The sequence below is a fragment of the Haloferax sp. SDI50 genome (genome assembly GCF_059802635.1).
The window spans coordinates 12,343-30,950 of sequence record NZ_JBPULL010000001.1; the positions used below are offsets into that span (position 1 = coordinate 12,343).

General features: G+C 67.0%; 21 protein-coding genes. 4 read left to right on the forward strand and 17 right to left on the reverse strand.

Annotated elements, in window-relative coordinates; translation table 11 throughout:
- Positions 1 to 56 precede the first annotated feature (56 nt).
- A complete protein-coding gene (locus tag ACSR87_RS00070; RefSeq protein WP_498529065.1) occupies positions 57 to 500 on the forward strand; it encodes a DUF5799 family protein in 444 nt (147 codons plus the stop codon).
- Between the two features lie 119 nt (positions 501 to 619).
- Here ACSR87_RS00070 and ACSR87_RS00075 read toward each other — a convergent pair whose 3' ends face one another.
- The 17 genes from ACSR87_RS00075 to ACSR87_RS00155 all read right to left on the reverse strand — a co-directional run bounded on the left by ACSR87_RS00075 (position 620) and on the right by ACSR87_RS00155 (position 16,545).
- Entirely contained in the window at positions 620 to 769 is a 150-nt protein-coding gene (locus ACSR87_RS00075; protein WP_004043442.1) for a DUF7557 family protein, read from the reverse strand.
- A 200-nt stretch (positions 770 to 969) separates the two neighbouring features.
- Positions 970 to 1,962 carry a class II fructose-bisphosphate aldolase gene (fba, locus tag ACSR87_RS00080; protein WP_004043441.1) on the reverse strand — a complete coding sequence of 331 codons (993 nt, stop codon included), beginning with the start codon at positions 1,960 to 1,962 and terminating at the stop codon, positions 970 to 972.
- A 166-nt stretch (positions 1,963 to 2,128) separates the two neighbouring features.
- Positions 2,129 to 2,605 (reverse strand): fructose PTS transporter subunit IIB, encoded by a 477-nt coding sequence (gene ptfB / locus ACSR87_RS00085; protein WP_498529066.1) that lies wholly within the window; start codon positions 2,603 to 2,605, stop codon positions 2,129 to 2,131.
- Positions 2,602 to 4,299 carry a phosphoenolpyruvate--protein phosphotransferase gene (ptsP, locus tag ACSR87_RS00090; RefSeq protein WP_498529067.1) on the reverse strand — a complete coding sequence of 566 codons (1,698 nt, stop codon included), beginning with the start codon at positions 4,297 to 4,299 and terminating at the stop codon, positions 2,602 to 2,604. The genes ptfB and ptsP overlap by 4 nt, the downstream gene beginning before the upstream one ends.
- Positions 4,300 to 4,302: 3 nt before the next feature.
- Positions 4,303 to 4,572, reverse strand: a complete 270-nt coding sequence (ptsH1, locus tag ACSR87_RS00095; RefSeq protein ID WP_498529068.1) for a phosphocarrier protein HPr — start codon at positions 4,570 to 4,572, stop codon at positions 4,303 to 4,305.
- Positions 4,572 to 5,036: a fructose PTS transporter subunit IIA gene (gene ptfA, locus ACSR87_RS00100; protein WP_498529069.1), complete on the reverse strand. Its 465-nt coding sequence runs from the start codon at positions 5,034 to 5,036 to the stop codon at positions 4,572 to 4,574. The genes ptsH1 and ptfA overlap by 1 nt, the downstream gene beginning before the upstream one ends.
- Before the next feature lie 44 nt (positions 5,037 to 5,080).
- Entirely contained in the window at positions 5,081 to 6,208 is a 1,128-nt protein-coding gene (gene ptfC, locus ACSR87_RS00105) for a fructose PTS transporter subunit IIC (protein WP_004063295.1), read from the reverse strand.
- A gap of 105 nt (positions 6,209 to 6,313) precedes the next feature.
- A complete protein-coding gene (gene pfkB, locus ACSR87_RS00110; RefSeq protein WP_498529070.1) occupies positions 6,314 to 7,231 on the reverse strand; it encodes a 1-phosphofructokinase in 918 nt (305 codons plus the stop codon).
- A complete protein-coding gene (gene glpR / locus ACSR87_RS00115) occupies positions 7,228 to 7,995 on the reverse strand; it encodes an HTH-type transcriptional regulator GlpR (RefSeq protein ID WP_008574260.1) in 768 nt (255 codons plus the stop codon). The genes pfkB and glpR overlap by 4 nt, the downstream gene beginning before the upstream one ends.
- Positions 7,996 to 8,197: 202 nt before the next feature.
- Positions 8,198 to 9,172 carry a 3-isopropylmalate dehydrogenase gene (gene leuB / locus ACSR87_RS00120; RefSeq protein ID WP_498529071.1) on the reverse strand — a complete coding sequence of 325 codons (975 nt, stop codon included), beginning with the start codon at positions 9,170 to 9,172 and terminating at the stop codon, positions 8,198 to 8,200.
- A complete protein-coding gene (gene leuD, locus ACSR87_RS00125; protein WP_498529072.1) occupies positions 9,165 to 9,773 on the reverse strand; it encodes a 3-isopropylmalate dehydratase small subunit in 609 nt (202 codons plus the stop codon). Before leuD ends, leuB begins: the two co-directional genes overlap by 8 nt.
- Positions 9,770 to 11,191, reverse strand: coding sequence for a 3-isopropylmalate dehydratase large subunit (gene leuC, locus ACSR87_RS00130; protein WP_498529073.1), 1,422 nt, complete (start codon positions 11,189 to 11,191; stop codon positions 9,770 to 9,772). The genes leuD and leuC overlap by 4 nt, the downstream gene beginning before the upstream one ends.
- Positions 11,184 to 11,447, reverse strand: coding sequence for a DUF7989 family protein (locus tag ACSR87_RS00135; protein WP_498529074.1), 264 nt, complete (start codon positions 11,445 to 11,447; stop codon positions 11,184 to 11,186). The genes leuC and ACSR87_RS00135 overlap by 8 nt, the downstream gene beginning before the upstream one ends.
- Before the next feature lie 11 nt (positions 11,448 to 11,458).
- Positions 11,459 to 12,508, reverse strand: a complete 1,050-nt coding sequence (gene ilvC / locus ACSR87_RS00140; protein WP_498529075.1) for a ketol-acid reductoisomerase — start codon at positions 12,506 to 12,508, stop codon at positions 11,459 to 11,461.
- A complete protein-coding gene (gene ilvN / locus ACSR87_RS00145; RefSeq protein ID WP_498529076.1) occupies positions 12,505 to 13,161 on the reverse strand; it encodes an acetolactate synthase small subunit in 657 nt (218 codons plus the stop codon). The genes ilvC and ilvN overlap by 4 nt, the downstream gene beginning before the upstream one ends.
- Entirely contained in the window at positions 13,158 to 14,936 is a 1,779-nt protein-coding gene (ilvB, locus tag ACSR87_RS00150) for a biosynthetic-type acetolactate synthase large subunit (protein ID WP_498529077.1), read from the reverse strand. Before ilvB ends, ilvN begins: the two co-directional genes overlap by 4 nt.
- A 364-nt stretch (positions 14,937 to 15,300) precedes the next feature.
- Entirely contained in the window at positions 15,301 to 16,545 is a 1,245-nt protein-coding gene (locus tag ACSR87_RS00155) for a LeuA family protein (protein ID WP_226908746.1), read from the reverse strand.
- Positions 16,546 to 16,903: 358 nt separating this feature from the next.
- On the opposite strand from ACSR87_RS00155, the gene ACSR87_RS00160 reads away from it, so the two are divergent.
- From ACSR87_RS00160 to ACSR87_RS00170, 3 genes are all read left to right on the forward strand, one after another.
- A complete protein-coding gene (locus tag ACSR87_RS00160) occupies positions 16,904 to 17,191 on the forward strand; it encodes a DUF5779 family protein (protein WP_004063285.1) in 288 nt (95 codons plus the stop codon).
- Between the two features lie 147 nt (positions 17,192 to 17,338).
- Positions 17,339 to 18,025, forward strand: a complete 687-nt coding sequence (locus tag ACSR87_RS00165; RefSeq protein ID WP_498529078.1) for a hypothetical protein — start codon at positions 17,339 to 17,341, stop codon at positions 18,023 to 18,025.
- Positions 18,025 to 18,564: a JAB/MPN domain protein-containing protein gene (locus tag ACSR87_RS00170; RefSeq protein WP_498529079.1), complete on the forward strand. Its 540-nt coding sequence runs from the start codon at positions 18,025 to 18,027 to the stop codon at positions 18,562 to 18,564. Before ACSR87_RS00165 ends, ACSR87_RS00170 begins: the two co-directional genes overlap by 1 nt.
- Positions 18,565 to 18,608: the final 44 nt, after the last annotated feature.

Sequence of the window (18,608 nt, forward strand, 5' to 3'; positions counted from 1 at the left end):
GTCCGCGGTCGGTCTGCCCCGCAACTCTGATACCGACCGCCCGACGACGTGTGCACATGGCACATTGGACCGACAGCATCGTCGGCGACCGAATGACGGTGGACCGCGAGTTCAACGAGCAGGTGACGAACTCCCGGTTCAACAGTCAGGAGTGGGGGCTCATCATGACGGCGACGGAGTTCGAAATCGAGAACGCGGACGACCCCGAGGCGGCGCGCATCGTCGCCGACACCGAGAAGGTCCCGCAGATTATCCCCGAACTCGACAACATCCGCAGTCAGATGGGCGCGATGGGCGGCGGCGGCAACGACTCGTCGTCCGGCGGCGGCATCGTCGACTCCATCAAGGGCGCGCTCGGGATGGGCGGCGGCGGCAAGAAAGGCGAACAGGAGAAACTGGAGGCCGCGGAACGACTCACACAAGAGTACGCCGACGCGCTCCAAGACCACCTCGAAAAGAAAGGCAAGTGGAACCAGGTCCGGGTCAGCTACCTCGAATAGCGGGGCACCCCGCCGGCGGGGTGGTTCTCCTCGTGGGAGCGCTCGCGCGGTGGCTCGGGGTGTAACAACCCACCGCGAATCAGTCGATAGAACGCCCGAACGTCGATTCCGAGTCGATTTCAGTACTCGTCGCCGGCGTGGAACAGCGTCCGTTCGCTCGCCTCGTAGATGTTCATCAGTTCGTTGATGAGGTCGTCGTACTCCTCGTCGTCCTCGCGGAGCGCGTCGAGTCGGGCGACCGTCTCGTCGTCGAGATGAATCTGCGGCATACCTACACCCACACCGCGTGACACCTTAAGCGCCGTGGGGGCGTCGGATTCGACCCCTTCATCCCCGAGAGCGCCGCCGCTGGGGGAGACGTACGAAACGAAAAACCGGCGGTGTGTCGGGTGGAGACGACGGCCGGTGTCGGCCCGCGATGCGGACGCGACGAGCGCTCGACGGTGAACGAGTCACCGTCCGCGCGGCGTTACTTGAACAGCGACTGGCCGGCGCTGCCGGAGACCTCGGTCAGGTCGGCGTGCACGTCGGCGATGCGCTCGCGGATGTCGCGACCGGCGACGCGGGGGTCGAACACGTCCTTGTTCGGCGACCAGTCGGTCTCGTTGAAGAACGTGTCGCGGGCGTCCGCGACGCCCTCGGGCGGGACGATGGCGTTTGGTTCCTCGTTGTAGCGGTCGTACGCGGTGCGCGTGTACTCGTACTGGTAGCGGGTGTCCTTGTTGACCTTGCAGATGCCGTGTTTGAGCATCTCTTGCAGTTGGTCGGGCTGGACCCCCGAGGAGCCGTGGAGGACCAGCGGCGTGTCGAGGCCGTGGTCGCGCAGGGCTTGCCGGATGTCGTTTGCGAGGTCCGGACGGAGTTCGAGGTCCTTGCCCTTGGCGACGCCGTGCTGCGTGCCGACGGAGATGGCAAGCAGGTCCGCGCCCGTCTTGTCGACGAACTCGACGGCCTGTTCGGGGTCCGTGTAGAACGCCTCCTCGGCCTCGATTTCGTCCTCGACGCCCTTGATTTGGCCGAGTTCGGCCTCGATGAGCACGTCGGAGCCCGCGGCCTCGACCATCTCGACGACCTCGCGGCTCGTGGCGACGTTCTCGTCGAACGGCTCGTGGGACGCGTCGATCATGATGGACGACGGGATATCGAGTTCGATCTGTTGCTCGATGAACTCGAGGTCCGTCTGGTGGTCCATGTTGAGGAAGACGCCGATGTCGTACCGCTCGGCGATGGTCTCGATGTAGTTCCCCATGGCCTTCAGACCCGCGACGGCGTCGCCGTCGCCCGCGAACCGACAGGCCCCGCCGCTCATCTGCAACAGGAGGTCCGAGTCCATCCGGTCGGCCCCCTCCATGAGACCCATCATAATGTTCGGCTCCGCGATGTTACTCGCGATGAGGCCGAATCCTTCGTCGAGCGCCTCGTCGTACACTGTGGCGAGTTCCTCCCCGCCGTAGAACGGCATTATGCGTTCACCTCGGTTTCGTCAACGACTGCGAGACTAATAATGTATGGGAAGTGAGTTTCGATTCTGCACGTTTTCGTTTGTTCACGTTCGAGTTAATTTCCATCGCCCGACGGAGCGCCGCCGCTGGAAGCGAGCAAAAAAACGGAAAAGCCGTCGGCGGGAGTTACGAGAACAGCTTCTTCAGGCGGGCGAACAGCCCCTTTTCGGGGTCGCCGCCGCGACGCACGGGCTCGTCCGACTCCGCGGTGTCGGCGTCGCCGGACGACTCGTCGGTTCCGGCGTCGGCGTCCTCGCCGTCGTCACCGCTTCCGAACGTGACCGAGCCCGTCTTGCCGGCCTCGGCGAGTTCGACGGCCTTCTTCACGACGGCCTCGGCGTTGTTCACGCCGTCTTTGACCGTCCCCTTGAGGACGAGTTTGCCGTCGAAGCGGTCGCGGCTGACAGACGTGTCCGAGGTGATGATGACCGCGTCCGCCTCGGCGATGGCGTCGGAGGCCAGTTCGTCCTGCGTGCCCATCGCGCCCTGAACCTCGACGTCGATGTCGTGGCCGAGGCGCTCGCCGGCCTGCAAGAGGTTCTCGGCCGCCATCTGGCTGTGTGCGATTCCGGTCGGACAGGATGTGACTGCGACGAGTTTCATTGGTCTAGTGTAAGGATTTCCGCGACTTCAGCCTTCGTGTCGGCCTGGAGGACGCGCTCCGCGAGGTCGCGGGCGTCCGCGGTGTCGGTCTCCGCGACGGCCGCCTTGACCTGCGGCACCGTCACGGCGCTCATGCTCAGTTCGTCGAGGCCGAGCCCGACGAGCAGTTCGGTGAGGTCCGGGTCGCCCGCCATCTCACCGCACATGCCGACCCAGCAGTCCTCGCCCTCGGCCGCCGAGACGGTGGCGTCGATGGCGCGGAGGACCGCCGGCTGCCGGTAGTCTCCGAGCTCAGAAACGCGCTCGTTGCCGCGCTCGGCGGCCATCACGTACTGCGCGAGGTCGTTCGTCCCGATACTGAAGAAGTCGACGTGCGGCGCGAACTGGTCGGCCATGAACGCCGCGGCGGGCGTCTCGACCATGATGCCGAACTCGGGCAGTTCGTTTGCGACGCCCTCGGCGTCGAGGTCGGCGGCGACCGACTCGAACCGCTCGCGGCCGGCACGAAGCTCCTCGACCGTCGAGACGAGCGGAAGCATCACCGACAGGTTCGCGCCGTCCGCACTGGCCGCCGCGCGCAGGAGCGCGCGGACCTGCGTCTCGAAGAGGTCCGCGTCCGGGCCGAGCGACCGGCGGATGCCGCGCTCACCGAGGAACGGGTTCTCCTCGTCCGGCAGGTCGAGGTACGGGACCGGCTTGTCGCCGCCGATGTCGAGCGTTCGGACGACGACGCGGCCCCCGTCGAACGATTCGAGCGCCTCGACGTACGCCTCGTACTGCTCGTCTTCGTCCGGCGGCGACTCGCGGTCGAGGAAGAGGAACTCCGTGCGGAACAGGCCGACGCCGTCGGCCCCGCGGTCGACCGCCGGCCCGAGGTCCGCCAGCGTGCCGATGTTGGCGGCGACCTCGATGTCGACGCCGTCGGCGGTCTCGACCGACTCGTGTCGGATGTCCACGTCGGCGGCGGCCGCGGCGGCCTCCTTGCGCTCGTCGGTCGGGTCGACCACGAGGTCGCCCGACTCGCCGTCGACGACGACTTCCGTGCCGTCCTCGACGGACTGGAGTTCCTCGCCCACGCCGACGATGGCCGGCAGGGCGAGCGAGCGCGCGAAGATGGCCGCGTGGGAGGTGCGGCCGCCCGTCACGGTGACGAAGCCGGCGACGCGCTCCGGGTCGAGCTGCGCCGTGTCGCTCGGCGTGAGCCGCTCCGCGACGACGACGCTCCCCTCCGGCAGCGACGAGAGGTCGACGCGCTCGCCGTCCGAGAGGACGCGCACGAGTCGGTCGCGCACGTCGCGGAGGTCGTCGGCGCGCTCGCCCATGCGACCGCCCATGTTCTCGAACTGCTCGACGAACTCGGTGAACGTCTTCTGTACGGCGTGTTCGGCCGGGAGGCCGCCCTCGATGGCGTCGGAGACGCCGTCGGTTATCTGCGGGTCGTTGAGGAACTGGACGTGCGCGTCGAACACCGCCGCCTCCTCTTCGCCGACGCGTTCTGCGGTCCGCTCGCGCTCGGCTTCGAGTTCGTCTTCGGCGGCCGCGCGGGCGTCCTCGAAGCGCGCCAGTTCGGCCTCCGCGTTCACGTCTGCCGGGGCCGGCGGCTCGGGGAGGTCCGCGTCCGGGCGGTACCAGACGACGGTGCCGACGCCCGAAAGCGGTGTCACGCCGATGCCGGAGAGGGTTCGTTCGGTCATAGCTTACTGTTTGGCTTCGGGCGTCGAAAGGATATCCTCTAGGGCGTCAAGTGCCGCTTCCGCGTCGTCGCCCTCGGCGACGAGGCGAACGGACTCGTCGTGGCCGACGCCGAGACCGGTGACGGCCAGCATGCTGGCGGCCGGAACGAGGTCGTCCTCGTCGGCGCGGCCGAGCTGCACGTCGGCGTCGAACTCGTTCGCGGTCTCGACGAACAGCGAGGCCGGGCGGGCGTGCAGCCCGTCTTCGGGGACGACCGTGACGGTCCGCTCCATCACTCGACCACCTCGGCGAGCACGTCCTGAACGGTCTGTTTGCTCTCGGCTTCGAGGAGCTTCTCGCGCACGTCCTCGTGCATGAGCGACCGCGAGAGGGCGCTCAGAATCTGTAGGTGGTCCTCGCCGCCCGCCGCGGGGACGAGAATCATAAAGAGGAGCTTCGCCGGCTTGTCGTCCATGGCGTCGAAGTCGATGCCCTCGGTCGAGCGCGCGAAGGCGACCGTCGGCTTCGAGACGGCGTCGGTCTTCGCGTGCGGGATGCCGATGCCGAAGCCGACGCCGGTCGTCGCATCCTCCTCGCGTTCGAGGAGGGCGTCGAGCGCGGCGTCGCGGTCGTCGACGCGACCGGCGTCGACCGCGAGGTCGAGGAGGAACTCGATGGCCCCCTCCTTCGTCGCCGGCGGCTCTTCGAGCGATATCAGTTCGAGCGGTGTGATGGTGCTGATGTCAGTGACGTCCATTGTATTGTACTTCGTTCGAGTCTGGAAAGATTAGTTCGGTGTGGTCAGTCGTCGGAGCTCTGGGCCGCCATCTTGGCGTCGAAGTTCGGCTTGATGGCCGTCGCGATGACGGCGGTCACGATGGAGCCCAGCAGGATGCACGCGATGAACATGAACGGCTGGTTCGACAGCGGAACCACGAAGATGCCGCCGTGCGGAGCCGGCATGTTCACGCCGAGCGCCATCGAGGCCGCGCCGGCGACGGCGCTGCCCGCGACGACGCTGGGAATGACGCGGGCCGGGTCGGCGGCCGCGTACGGAATCGCGCCCTCAGTAATGAACGAGAAGCCGAGGAGCACGCCGCTCTTGGCGTTCTCGTACATCTCGGCCGCGTACTTCTGCGGCGCGATGAAGTTCGACAGCGCGAGGCCGATGGGCGGGACCATCCCCGCAATCATGACCGCGGCCATCGGCGCGGTGACGCCCTCGGAGATGAGGCCGACGGAGAACACGTAGGCGACCTTGTTGACGGGGCCGCCCATGTCGGCCGCCATCATCGCCCCGAGGATGCCCCCGAGGAGAATCGCCTGTCCGCCGCCCTGCATATTGCTCAGGAACTCGGTGAGCCCCGCGTTGGCGATGGAAATCGGAACGCCCAGCACGAACAACATGACGGGCGTGAGCACCGCCGTCGTCGCCACCGGAATGAGAAGCACGGGCATCATCGGTGCGATGAACTCGGGCACGTCGCGCTGCTTGAACCAGCGCGCGACGACACCGGCGAGGAAGCCGGCGACGATAGCGCCGAGGTAGCCCGCGCCGGCGGAGCCGCCCTGGAGACCGATGACGTCACCGGCCGCTTGCAGGACGTTGCCCTGCTGGATGATGTACGACAGGATGAAGCCCGGTGCGAGGCCCGGTCGGTCGGCGATTGCGTACGCGATGTACGCGCCGAGAACCGGAACCATGAGCGTCAGCCCGGCGCTCCCGATCTGCGCGAGGAACCAGCCGGCGGTCCCCGTGCTGTTGAACACGTCTTGTACGTTGTTCGAAAGCGAGGCTACCGCGTAGCCCAGCGCAAGGAAGATTCCGCCGATGGTCACGAACGGAATCATGAACGATACCCCGGTCATCAGGTCCTCCTTCACCGAAGTGAGGTAGGACCGAACTGCGTCTTCTGCGTCGTTTGCCATAGTGTTGCCACCCCTACGAAAGAACGTACGCAAATGTGCTCAAAAACCCTTTCGAATATGAACGTTACTGCGTGTTTCGTTCGTTAACAAACGTTCATCCGAGAGTCACCGGGTCCGAACGGTCGTCACCTCGACGCGCGTTTCGTTCGTCAGCACGTCTTCGAGGTCCGGGACGCGGGTCCCGGCGACGCCGACGACGCGCGCGGCCGTCAGAACGCCCATCCGGAGGGCGTCGGCGTCCGACAAGCCGTGTTCGCGCGCGGCGAGGAACCCGGACATGACGGCGTCGCCCGCGCCGACCGTATCCACGACCTCCACGTCGAGCGCGGGCGCAGAGAGCACCTCGTCGTCGGTGACGAGGAGCGCGCCGTCCGCGCCGAGCGACGCCAACACGTACTCGAATCCGCGCGCGCGAAGCTCCTCGGCGGCCTCGACGGCGTCGGCTTCGGTTTCGACGGTCCGGCCCGTCGCCGCCGCGAGCTCAGAGCGATTGGGTTTGCAGACGTAGTAGTCGGCGTCCAGTTCGGCGAGATACTCGCCGCCCATGTCCACCGCGATTTTCCAGTCGCCCGCGCGGGCGAGCCTGTCCACGTCGGAAAGCGACATCCCCGGCGGGAGACTGCCGCCGACGAGGAGCGTGTCGGGCTCGTTCGCCTGTGCGGTTTCGACGAGTTCGTCCACGTCGGCTGCACGAATCTGCGGGCCGTTGTGATTGAGTTTGTACTCGCCGTCGTCCGCGAGGACGGTCGTGTTCAGGCGGGTGTCCGCGTCGATGGTGACGAAGTCCGAGGCGATGCCGTCGGCGTCGAGTCGGTCGCGGACGAACTTCCCGAAGTGGCCGCCGAGAAAGCCCGAGGCGGTCACGTCGGCGTCGAGCGCCGAGGCGTACTTGGCGACGTTGATACCCTTGCCGCCGGCGGTGAACACCGCGTCGTCGGTCCGGTGGACGACGCCGGTCTGAAGCGGTTCATCGAAGTGAATCGTGTGGTCGACTGCTGGGTTCGGGGTGACTGTGAGAATCATCGTGCAACTCCGTCGACGACGGTGACGCCCGCGCTCTCTATCTCCTCGCGCGAGTCGGCGTCGAGCGTCCCGTCGGTGATAAACAGGTCAATCTCTTCGAGCGATGCGAACTGGACGAAGCTCCGTCGACCGAGCTTCGAGAGGTCCGCGACGAGGACGACCTTCGCGGCCTTCTCGACCATCAGCTCCTTCATCCGCGCCTCGTCTTCGTTCGGGGTCGTGAGGCCGGAGTCCACGTCTAAGGCGTTCGTGCCGAGGAACAGCAGGTCGAAGTTCGTCCGCTCCATGAACGATTCTGCGGTCGGTCCCACGAGCGCCTTCGTCCGCCGGCGGAGCGTCCCGCCCGTGAGTTTGACCTCGTTGTCCTCCTCGTTCAGTTCGATGGCGAGCCGCGGCGAGTTGGTGACGCCGAGTATCGTCCCGTCCTTGGGGACCTTGCGGGCCACCTCCATCGTGGTCGTCCCGGCGTCGAAGAACACGACCTGCCCCTCGGCCAGTTCCTCGACCGCGCGGTCCGCGATTGCGCGTTTGCCTTCGAGATTCTGTACTTCCTTCTGCCCGTAGGTCTGCTCGCGTCCGACGGAGGTCACGGGGACGGCCCCGCCGTGCGACCGCTCAATGAGCCCACGGTCTTCGAGTTCGCGCAGGTCACGACGTATCGTCGCCTTCGAGTAGCCGAGATGGTCTGACAGCGACTCGACTGACCGACCGTCCGAGTCGGAGACGAGTTCGACGATGCGGCGTTTGCGCTCTGCTGGTAACATCGGTGGCGATTCCTCGTTACGAGGAAGGTAGGTCGGGGAGCAGTGTTAATTGTTTATGTTGGATTCCGACCGTATCTGCTCGAAACAGGCGAATCCCACACAGGAACGAAAACGGGGTGTTCGTCGGTGAGAAAACGATCAGAAACGAAAACGAGCGCGTTCGAAACGAGCGTCGAATCGCCGGTTCGGTTCGTCCCGACGCTCAGAGTCGGTCGAGAATCGCGGCGGTCACGTCCTCCGTGGAGGCGTCGCCGCCGAGGTCGGGCGTGCGCGGCCCGTCGGCGAGGACGCCTTCGACGGCCGACCGGACGCGGTCGGCTTCGGCCTCGTAGTCGAGGTAATCGAGCAGCATCGCCGCGGACAGAATCGTCGCGGCCGGGTTGGCGATTCCCTCGCCGGCGATGTCGGGCGCGGAGCCGTGGACCGGTTCGAACAGCGCGGCGTCCGGGCCGATGTTCGCCGAGGGGAGCAGTCCGAGGCCGCCGACGAGGCCGGCGGCGAGGTCCGACAGCACGTCGCCCGCGAGGTTCGGACAGACGATGGTGTCGAACTGCGCGGGGTCCAGACAGACGCGCGTCGCGAAGGCGTCCATCAGGACTTCCTCGGTCTCGACGCCGCGCTCGTCGGCGATGGCGACGACGGCGTCGCGGAAGCGACCGTCCGTCTCGCGCATCACGTTCGCCTTGTGGGCGACCTGGAAGCTGCCGCCCTCGCCGCCGACGTAGTCGCAGGCGTACTCGGCGAGTCGCTCGGACGCCGAGGTGGTGACGACGCGCGTGAGCGTCGAGAGGTCCTCGGAGAGGCGGTCCTCGTGGCCCGAGTAGACGCCTTCGGTGTTCTCCCGGAGGAACACGAGGTCCGTCTCCGGGCGGAGCGCGTCGACGCCGGGGTACGCCTTCGCCGGGCGGACGTTGACGAAGGAGTCCACCGCGGTCCGAAGCGGGAGGATGACGTCCGCCGCGGTCTCGCCGGCCGCACCGAACAGCGTCGCGTCGGCCTCGGCGGCGAGGTCGTAGGTCTCCTGCGGGAGCGCCTCGCCCGTGGCTTCTTTCACGTGGTCGCCCGCGTCGGCCTCGACGAACTCGAAGTCGCCGACGGCCTTCAGCACGTCAACCGCCGCGGGAATGACCTCCGCGCCGATGCCGTCGCCGGGGATGACGACGATTTCCTCAGTCATCGACGTAGGGCAGGGCGGCGGCTTTCTCGGCGACCGCGTCGGCGTTCGACTTCATGAGCGCCGTCGTGTCCCAGACGCCCTCGGTGAGCGCCTTCCGTTGTGCGTCGTCGACGGTCACGTCCACGGTGGTGTCACCGTAAGTGACCGTCTCGTTTTCCACGTCCACGTCGATGTCTGCGTCCGGGTTCTCGTCGACCCAGTCCTGCAGTTCGGTGACGGTGTCGTGGTCCGCGGTGACCGTCGGGATACCGAGCGCGAGGCAGTTGCCCGCGAAAATCTCGGCGAACGACTCGCCGATGATGGCGTCGATGCCCCAGCGCATGAGCGCCTGCGGGGCGTGCTCCCGAGAGGAGCCACAGCCGAAGTTGGCGTTGACGACCATGATGGCGGCGTCCTGGAACTGCGGCTCGTTCATCGGGTGCTCTTTGGGTTCGTCGTTCTCGTCGTAGCGCTGGTCGAAGAACGCGAACTCGCCGAGGCCGTCGAACGTGACGACCTTCATGAACCGCGCCGGGATTATCTGGTCCGTGTCGATGTCGTTGCCGCGGATGGGAACGCCGGAGCCGGACGCGGAGTCGATTTCGGGGATTTCGTCGGTCATACCGTGGTCACCTCCTTCAGTTCGCGCACGTCAGTCACGTGCCCGGTAATGGCCGCGGCGGCGACCATACGCGGGTTCATCAGGACGGTGCGGCCGTCTTTCGACCCCTGCCGACCGATGAAGTTGCGGTTCGACGAGGACGCGGAGGCCTCGTCGCCCTCCAGTTGGTCCTCGTTCATGCCGAGACACATCGAACAGCCCGCCTCGCGCCACTCGAAGCCGGCTTCTTTGAACACCTCGTCGAGGCCCTCCGCCTCCGCGGCGGCCTTGACGCGCTGACTGCCGGGGACGACCATCGCGCGGACGCTGTCCGCGACCTGTCGACCCTTCACGACCCCCGCCGCGCGGCGGAGGTCGGGCAGGCGAGCGTTCGTACACGAACCGAGGAACGCCACGTCGATTTCGTAGCCCTCCATCGTCTCGCCGGGCGTGACGCCCATGTGTTCCTGCGCCATCCGGGCGGTGTCCTGCTTCTCTTCGGGCAGGTCTTCGGGGGCCGGAATGGGCTGGGTGATGCCGACGCCCTGTCCGGGCGTGGTCCCCCACGTGACGACGGGTTCGAGTTCGGAGCCGTCGATGGTGACGATGTCGTCGTACTCGGCGTCCTCGTCGGAGCGGATGGACTCCCAGTACGGCTTGAGTTCGTCGAAGCGCTCGGGGTTCTCCTGGAAGTACTCGGTCTCCTTCAGCCAGTCGTAGGTGGTCTCGTCGGGGTTGACGTAGCCCGCGCGAGCGCCGCCCTCGATGGACATGTTACAGATGCTCATCCGACCCTCCATGTCGAGGTTTTCGATGGCCTCGCCGGCGTACTCGTAGACGTAGCCGACGCCGCCTTCGGTGCCGAGGCGACGGATGATTTCGAGGATGACGTCCTTGGCCTCGACGCCGGGGCCGAGTTCGCCCGTGACCTCGATCTTCCGCACCTTCTTTTTCTCCATCGCGACCGTCTGGGTCGCCAGCACGTCGCGAATCTGGCTCGTCCCGATACCGAACGCGAGCGCGCCGAACGCGCCGTGGGTCGAGGTGTGGCTGTCGCCGCAGACGATGGTCATGCCGGGCTGGGTGAGTCCCTTCTCGGGCCCGATGACGTGGACGATACCCTGCTCGCCCGACGTGGGGTCCGAGAAGTTGATGCCCGCCTCGCGGACGTTCTGTTCGAGTTCGGCCATCATCTCCTCGGCGGCGTCGTCGCGGAACGGCCGCGACTGGTCCGACGTGGGGACGATGTGGTCGACCGTCGCGTGCGTCCGGTTCGGGTAGGCGACTTCGAGGTCGCGCTCCTGCAACATGCCGAACGCCTGCGGGCTCGTCACCTCGTGGATAAGGTGCAGGCCGCAGAACAGCTGCGTCTGGCCGGTCGGAAGCTCCGAAACCGTGTGTTCCTCCCAGACCTTGTCGTACAGCGTTCCCTCACTCATGTCCGTCACCCGGTACGACGCGGTCGTCGCGGCCGCGTTCCCAGACTTGGTTCGCGCCCTCGCCGTTGCGGGGCGTGTGGTCCACGTCGCCCATCGTCTCCGTCTCGGTCGCGTCCGTCGTCGCGGGCGTCGCGTCGCTCCGACCGCCGTCGGTGACGGCCGGGCCGCGCTCGTAGACCGTGGTGAACGTCTCGCCCGTATAGGGGTTCGTGTGGCTGATATCTCGCATTGAGTCTGTCGTGTCGTCGCGTGTCATTGGTGTCGTGTTCAGTCGTCCGCCGGTGCTTCGGCTTTCTCCGCGTCTGCGTCTTCCTCTTCGTCGTCGGCCCACGCGAACAGGTCGCGCAGCGGCGCGCCGACCTGTTCGATGTGGTGGTTCTCTTCGGCGTCCTTGAGCTGGGAGTACGACGGCCGGCCCGCCTGGTTCTCCAGAATCCACTCGCGGGCGAAGGTGCCGTCCTGGACCTCCTCCAGAATCTCCTCCATGTTCTCGCGGGCGTGCTCGTCGACGACGCGGTCACCGCGGGTCAGCCCGCCGAACTCGGCGGTGTCGGAGACGGAGTGCCACATCTCTCCGAGCCCGCCTTCGTACATCAGGTCGACGATGAGCTTCAGTTCGTTCAGGCACTCGAAGTAGGCCATCTCGGGGGAGTAGCCCGCGTCGACGAGCGTCTCGTAGCCCTGCTTGACGAGCGAGGTGACGCCGCCGCAGAGGACGGCCTGCTCGCCGAACAGGTCGGTCTCGGTCTCCTCCTGGAACGTCGTCTCGATGACGCCCGCGCGGGTGCAGCCGAGGCCGTGCGCGTAGGCCAGCGCCTCCTCCTTGGCGTCGCCCGTCACGTCCTGGTAGACCGCGATGAGACCCGGCGTCCCCTCGTTGGACTCGTAGTTGCGGCGGACGAGGTGGCCCGGCGACTTCGGCGCGACCATCGTCACGTCGACGTCTTCCGGGGGTCGAATCTGGTTGTAGTGGATGTTGAAGCCGTGGGCGAACTGGAGCGTGTCGCCGGCGTCCAGCGAGTCTCGAATCTCCTCGAACACCGCCGGCTGGACGGTGTCGGGGACGAGCACGGAGACGATGTCTCCCTCGGCGGCCGCCGCGGCGGGCTCTTCGACGCGGAGGCCGTCGGCTTCCGCGGCGCTTCGGGACGAGGAGTTCGCGCGCAGACCGACGACCACGTCGACCCCGCTGTCCGCGAGGTTCTGCGCGTGGGCGTGGCCCTGACTGCCGTAGCCGATGACGGCTACGGTCTTGTCGTCGATTTGGGAGCGGTCGGCGTCGTCGTCGTAGTACACTTCGGTGGTGAGTTCTGTCATTGCGTGTTGGTGTTGGGTTTGGTGGGTTCGCCGGAGGTTCCGGGTTCCTCTCCGGGGACGGTCTTCTTCGAGCCGTGGGCGAGCGCGGTCTGGCCGGTCCGGGCGATTTCGATGATGCCGAACCGCCGGAACGCGTCCACGGCGTCGTCTATCTTGCGCTCGTCGCCGGTGAGCTGGACCGTGATGGTCTCGGAGCCGGCGTCGAGGGTGCGGCCGTCGTACATCTCCGTGACTGCGTGGACCTTGTCGGGGTCCTCGCCGCGGACCTTCAGGAGGACGAGTTCCGTACGAACGGCGTCGTCGTCCAGCTCGCCGACGGAGATGACGGGCTTGAGCTTCGCGAGCTGTTTTTCGATCTGGTCGATGCCCGGTTCGGGCTCCTCGACGACCATCGTGATACGGGAGTGACCATCGACGGTCGTCGGGCCCACGGTGAGGCTCTCGATGTTGAACTGACGGCGAGCGGCGAGGCCGGCGACGCGCGAGAGCACGCCGGGTTCGTCCTCGACGATGGCCGAAAAGACCGCGCGCCGCGGTTCGTGTTCCGATTCCGCTTCGGGGTCGATGCGGATGCCCTGCGCGTTGCGGCGGCCGTCGGGGTGCGGCCGCTCGTCGGGCGCGGGGCCTTGCAGTCCTGTCCGATTGTCGCTCATAACTGGTCCTCCGAGAGTGCGAATTTGCCGTTCGCGCCGCCCGAGGAGACCATCGGATAGACGTTCTCCGCCGGGTCGACGTGGAAGTCGATGACCGAGGGGCCGTCGTACGCGAGCGCTTCCTCGATGACGTCGGGAACCTCCTCGTAGGAGTCGACGGTCCAGCCGCGCGCGCCGAACGCCTCGGCGAGCTTGTCGAACTGGGGACACCAGTCGTAGCCGGCGGCCATGCGTCGGCCCTCGAAGAAGGCGTCCTGCCACTGGCGGACCATCCCGATGTACTCGTTGTTCAGGATGGCAACCGTGATGTCGAGGTTCTCGCGGACGGCGACCGACAGCTCCTGAATCGTCATCAGGAACGACGCGTCGCCGTCGACGCAGACGACCGTCTCGTCGTCGTCGGCCGCGACCCGCGCGCCGATTGCGGCGGGCAGGCCGTAGCCCATCGTGCCGAGGCCGTGGGACGAAACCCACCGCCGTGGCTCGGTGAACGTCCAGTACTGGGCGGCCCACATCTGGTGTTGACCGACGCCGCTCGTGACGATGGTCTCGTCGGGCGTGGCCTCGTCGAGCGCCTCGACGACGAACTGCGGCTTCAGCGGCTCGTTGTCCGGGGCCGCGTAGTCCATCGGGTACTCGTCTTTCCACGCGAGACACTGGTCGACCCACTCGCGCGCGTCGGGGCCCTCGTCCAGTTCGGCGTCGACGCGCTCGATGGCGCGGCCGGCGTCGCCGACGACCGGGTAGTCCGCGTGGACGTTCTTCGAGATTTCCGCCGGGTCGATGTCGATGTGGACGACTTCGGCCTCGGGTGCGAACGTGTCGATGCCGCCGGTCAGGCGGTCGTCGAACCGCGTGCCGACCGCGATGAGGCAGTCGGTGTGCGTGATGGCCATGTTGGCGTAGCCGGTGCCGTGCATCCCCGCCCACGAGAGGCAGAGTTCGTGGTCCTCCGGCATCGCGCCGATTCCGGGCATCGTGGTGACGACCGGAATCCGGTGCTCGGTCGCGAACTGCCGGGCCACCTCGGTCGCGTCGGCCTTGACGACGCCGCCGCCGAACAAGAGAAGAGGCTTCTCCGCGCGCTCGATTGCGCGCGCGGCGGCCTCGACCTGCGAGTCGGCCGGGTCGGTGCGGGCGCGACACGTCTCGGGGGGCTGTGCCGGCCCCGGCTCGGTGTCGGTCTCGTTGAGCGAGACGTCCTTTGGGAGGTCGACGAGCGTCGGGCCGGGGCGCCCCTCGGCGGCGAGCGCGAACGCTTCGCCGACGGTGTCGCCGACGGTGTCGGGCGACGAGGCGAAGTAGTTGTGCTTCGTGATGGGCGCGGTGACGCCCGTGGTGTCGGTCTCTTGGAACGCGTCGGAACCGACCATGTCGGACGGGACCTGTCCCGTGAGCGCGAGCACCGCGTCGGAGTCCATGTTCGCGTCGGCGATGCCGGTCACGAGGTTCGTCGCGCCCGGCCCGGACGTGGCGAGACAGACGCCGGGGTTGCCGCGGACGACGCCGTACGCGTCGGCCGCGTGCGCCGCGCCCTGCTCGTGGGCCATCGTGACGTGACGGATGTCGGAGTGGTACAGCGCGTCGTAGATGGGCATTATCGCCCCGCCCTGCACGCCGAAGGCGGTTTCGACGCCGGCGTTTTCGAGGGCGCGGACGACGGCCGTCGAACCCGAGGTGACTTCGGTCGGCGTCTGGGCCGCGTCGTCGTCGGCGTCGGTCGCGTCGGGGTCGGTCGCGTCGGGGTCGGTCGTGGCTGCGGTTCGTTCGCTCATGTGTGGGCTCCGTGGTGTGTGGTCGGTCGTCGATACGGGCTGTCTGGTGACTGCGTGTGGTGCTGGTGCGCCATTGTGGGGACTGCGGACGTGTCTGAAAACGGTGCGAATACGCGGGACGGAGAGATGGTGTGGTAGGGGGCTATGCCCCTACAATAATGAGCGACCGAATCGCAGCGACGGCGGCGGCGCTGGCCCCGGCGTCCGGGGTCGCGCGAACCGCGTGTTCGTCGTGCGAGGTCATCGTATAACACACGTCCGTCCCGTCGGTAATAATGCTTTCGCGGCGGGCAACGATTGCACGCCGGTCGGGAGGTCGAACGCGTGCAGGGCGGTCGCCCCGTAGGGCCACAGCCCGGCGCCATCAGGCGCGGACCTCCTCCTCCGTGTCGTCCTCGTGGGTGATACCCACGTCGCGGGCGAACACCTCGAGCGTCGCGTCGTCGACGCGTTCTTTCTCCGCGCCGTGGTCTTTGACGCGGCGGGTGACCTCCCGGACCTCGGCGTCCGAGGGGTCGAACCCGATATCTGCGAGGCGTTTACGCACCGAGTGCGTCCCCGTGTGCTTGCCGAGTACGAACTCGCGGGTTGCGCCGACCATCTCCGGGGTCATGACGCCCGGTTCGAAGGTGTCGGCGTTCTCGATGACGCCGGCGGCGTGGATGCCGCTCTCGTGGGAGAAGGCGTTGCGGCCGACGACCGGCTTGTTCGCCGGGACCGGGATGTCGGACGCCGCCTCGACGACGCGAGCCAGCTCGGTTATCTTCGTCGTGTCGATGCCGGTGTCGACGCCGTAGAGGGATTCGGCGGCCATGACGACCTCCTCGTAGGCGGCGTTGCCGGCGCGCTCACCGATGCCGTTGACCGACACCTGCGCCTGTGCCGCGCCGGCCTCGAAGCCGGCCATCGCGTTCGCCGACGCCAGACCGAAATCGTCGTGCGCGTGCACGTCGATTCTCGCGTCGGTGTGTTCTCTGACCGTCGCCACCATGCGGGCGAAGCGAGTCGGCGTCGCCACGCCGCAGGTGTCCGGCAGGTTGATCCAATCGACGCCCGCCTCGGAGACGGCTTCGACGACTTCGATGAGGAAGTCCTCGTCCGTCCGGGTGGCGTCCATCGGCGAGAACATTACTTCAACGCCCGCGTCGCGGACGTGTTCGACACTGCGGACGGCCCGCTCGACGGCTTCCTCGCGGGAAGCGTGCATCGAGTCGGCCAACTGGACGTCGCTGGTGCTCACGAACGTGTGCACCATGTCCACGCCGGAATCCAGCGCGGCTTCGATATCCTTGTCGACGACGCGGGCCAACCCGCACGTCGTCGCGTCCGTCGAAGCAGCGATATCTGCGACTGCTTCGAACTCCGCCTCCGAGTTCACCGGGAACCCGGCCTCGATGACGTGGGTACCCATGTCGTCGAGGGTTTCGGCGATGTCGCGCTTTTCCTCGTAACTGAACGAGGTTCGCGGTGACTGTTCGCCGTCGCGGAGTGTCGTGTCGAAGATTCGTACGTCTTCGATTTCAGATTGTTGGGCTAATGTGCCCTGGAAGAACTCGACCCGCCGGGGAACCCGACGAATCCTCCGTGTCTTTGTGAGACATCGTGTCAGTCACGTACCCGAACTCCTATTTAAAAGTTTCTCCCCGACAGTATCACGAACGTTCAGCGGGTGTTACGTGACAACCTCTCTCGGGGATAATCGCAGTACCTAAACGACCTTATATGATTTCATGACATATGTTGACATGATATGTGCGCTTACCGTTCGATAGCTCCGGAGCGATAATACAACCGAATAGAATTTAGAAACAAAATTTAGCACCCGGTGCGCGCACCGACGACTGGACAAACGTGGATCGAAACGCGACTGTCGTGTGAAACGTGATAACAATGCTCGCTTTGCGCACCCGGAGGCGAACGCATACCCCGACCGAACCCTTTTCTCGTCGCTCGACAACCGGGCGGGTATGGGCGATTTCAATCTCAACTTGCAGACGGCCGAAGAACATCTCGACGAGGACGACGCCGAGGGCGACGTCGTCCTCGGCGTCCTCGACGGGTCGACCCCGCCCGAAGAGTGGGTCCAGTCCGTCGCCCGCGGCAACGTCCTCTTTCTCGCCATCGAAGGCGATCTCAACAAGCTCGCATCGGGGTTCGCACGCGATATCAAGGATATGGACGGCCAGTTGATGCACTTCCGGAAGTTCCTCGTCGTCTCCCCGCCCGGCGTCGATATCAACACCGACAACCTCTGACCGGGCGGCCCGTGTTGCGGTCGTCGCGGCCGGCCAGCAACCGACGACCGGTGACCGGCGACCGGCGACCGGCGACGAGCAGCGCGAGAACCGGGCGCATCGGCCGCGGGGAGAGTCCTTATGCGCCGCGCGCCCCAGCATACTGGCATGCCGATGAAAGGTCAGGGCACGTCCGACCTCCGCGAAATCGACCGATGGGACCACGGCGTCGGCTGGCTCGCACACCCCGACGAGACCATGCAGCGCGCCAGCCACGCCGTCGAAGCCGACGGCGACGTGTGGGTGTTCGACCCCGTCGATGCCCCCGGCGTCGACGACCTGTTCGCCGAGTTCGGCGACGCGGCCGGCGTCGTCGTCGGACTCGACCGGCACAAACGCGACGCGGCCGCCATCGCTAACCGCCACGAGGTTCCCGTCTACGTCGCCTCGTGGATGACCGATGTCGCCGACGACCTCGACGCGCCCGTCGAGCGCTTCGGCGCCGACCTCGCTGATTCCGGCTTCGAGGCGTTTCGCATCATCGACCGCGCCGTCCCGCCGTGGCAGGAAGTCGGCTTCTATCACGACGCGTACGACCTGCTCGTCGTCCCCGAGTCGGTCGGTACCGTCGACTACTTCTGCGCCCGCGGCGAGCACCTCGGCGTCCACCCGATGGTCCGGCCGTTCCCGCCGCGGCGCGTGCTCTCCCGGTACGACCCCGACCGACTGCTCGTCGGCCACGGCGCGGGCGTGCCAGTGGACGCGGGCGACGAACTCCGGACCGCCCTCGGGAACGCCCGCCGAAACCTCCCGAGCGCCTACGTCCGGGCGTTCTCCTCGATGCTCTCGAACTGATGCCCAACGAGACGACCGCCGACGACGACGAGAATCCCCTGGACGCGGAGACGACACCCGAGCGCACGACCGAGAGCGAGACCGCCGAACCCCGACCGAGCGAGACCGCCGAAACCGAGCGCCGACGGGTTCACGTCACGCGCGGACTCGTCGACCTGCTGCTCGATATGGCCGAAGACGCCGAGCCGTCGTCGGTGAACCTCGTGCTCGCTCCGACACCCGCGGGCGAGTTCGATGCGGACCTCGGCCTCGACCCGGAGACGCCCGTGCTCACACACTTCTACATGGCCGAGGCCGGACAGTCCGTGAGCGCCGTCTTCGGGATGGACCTCGGAACGCCCGCCGGGCGCGGCCGCGCCCGCTTTCTCACGCACCCGCAGGGGCCGTTCGAACTCACGGAGCGCGACGACCTCGCGGCCGTGGTGCTCCTCGCGGTCCCCCCGTGGGAGCGGCGGACGCTCGCCGCGTTCGACCGCGCCGGTCGGAAGTTAGAACTCGCCGTCCTCGACGCCGAGCCACCGCAGGAAGAACTCGACTGAGCCGACCGCGTTCCGCTGCTCGGCGCTGCCGGCCCGCGCGCGGC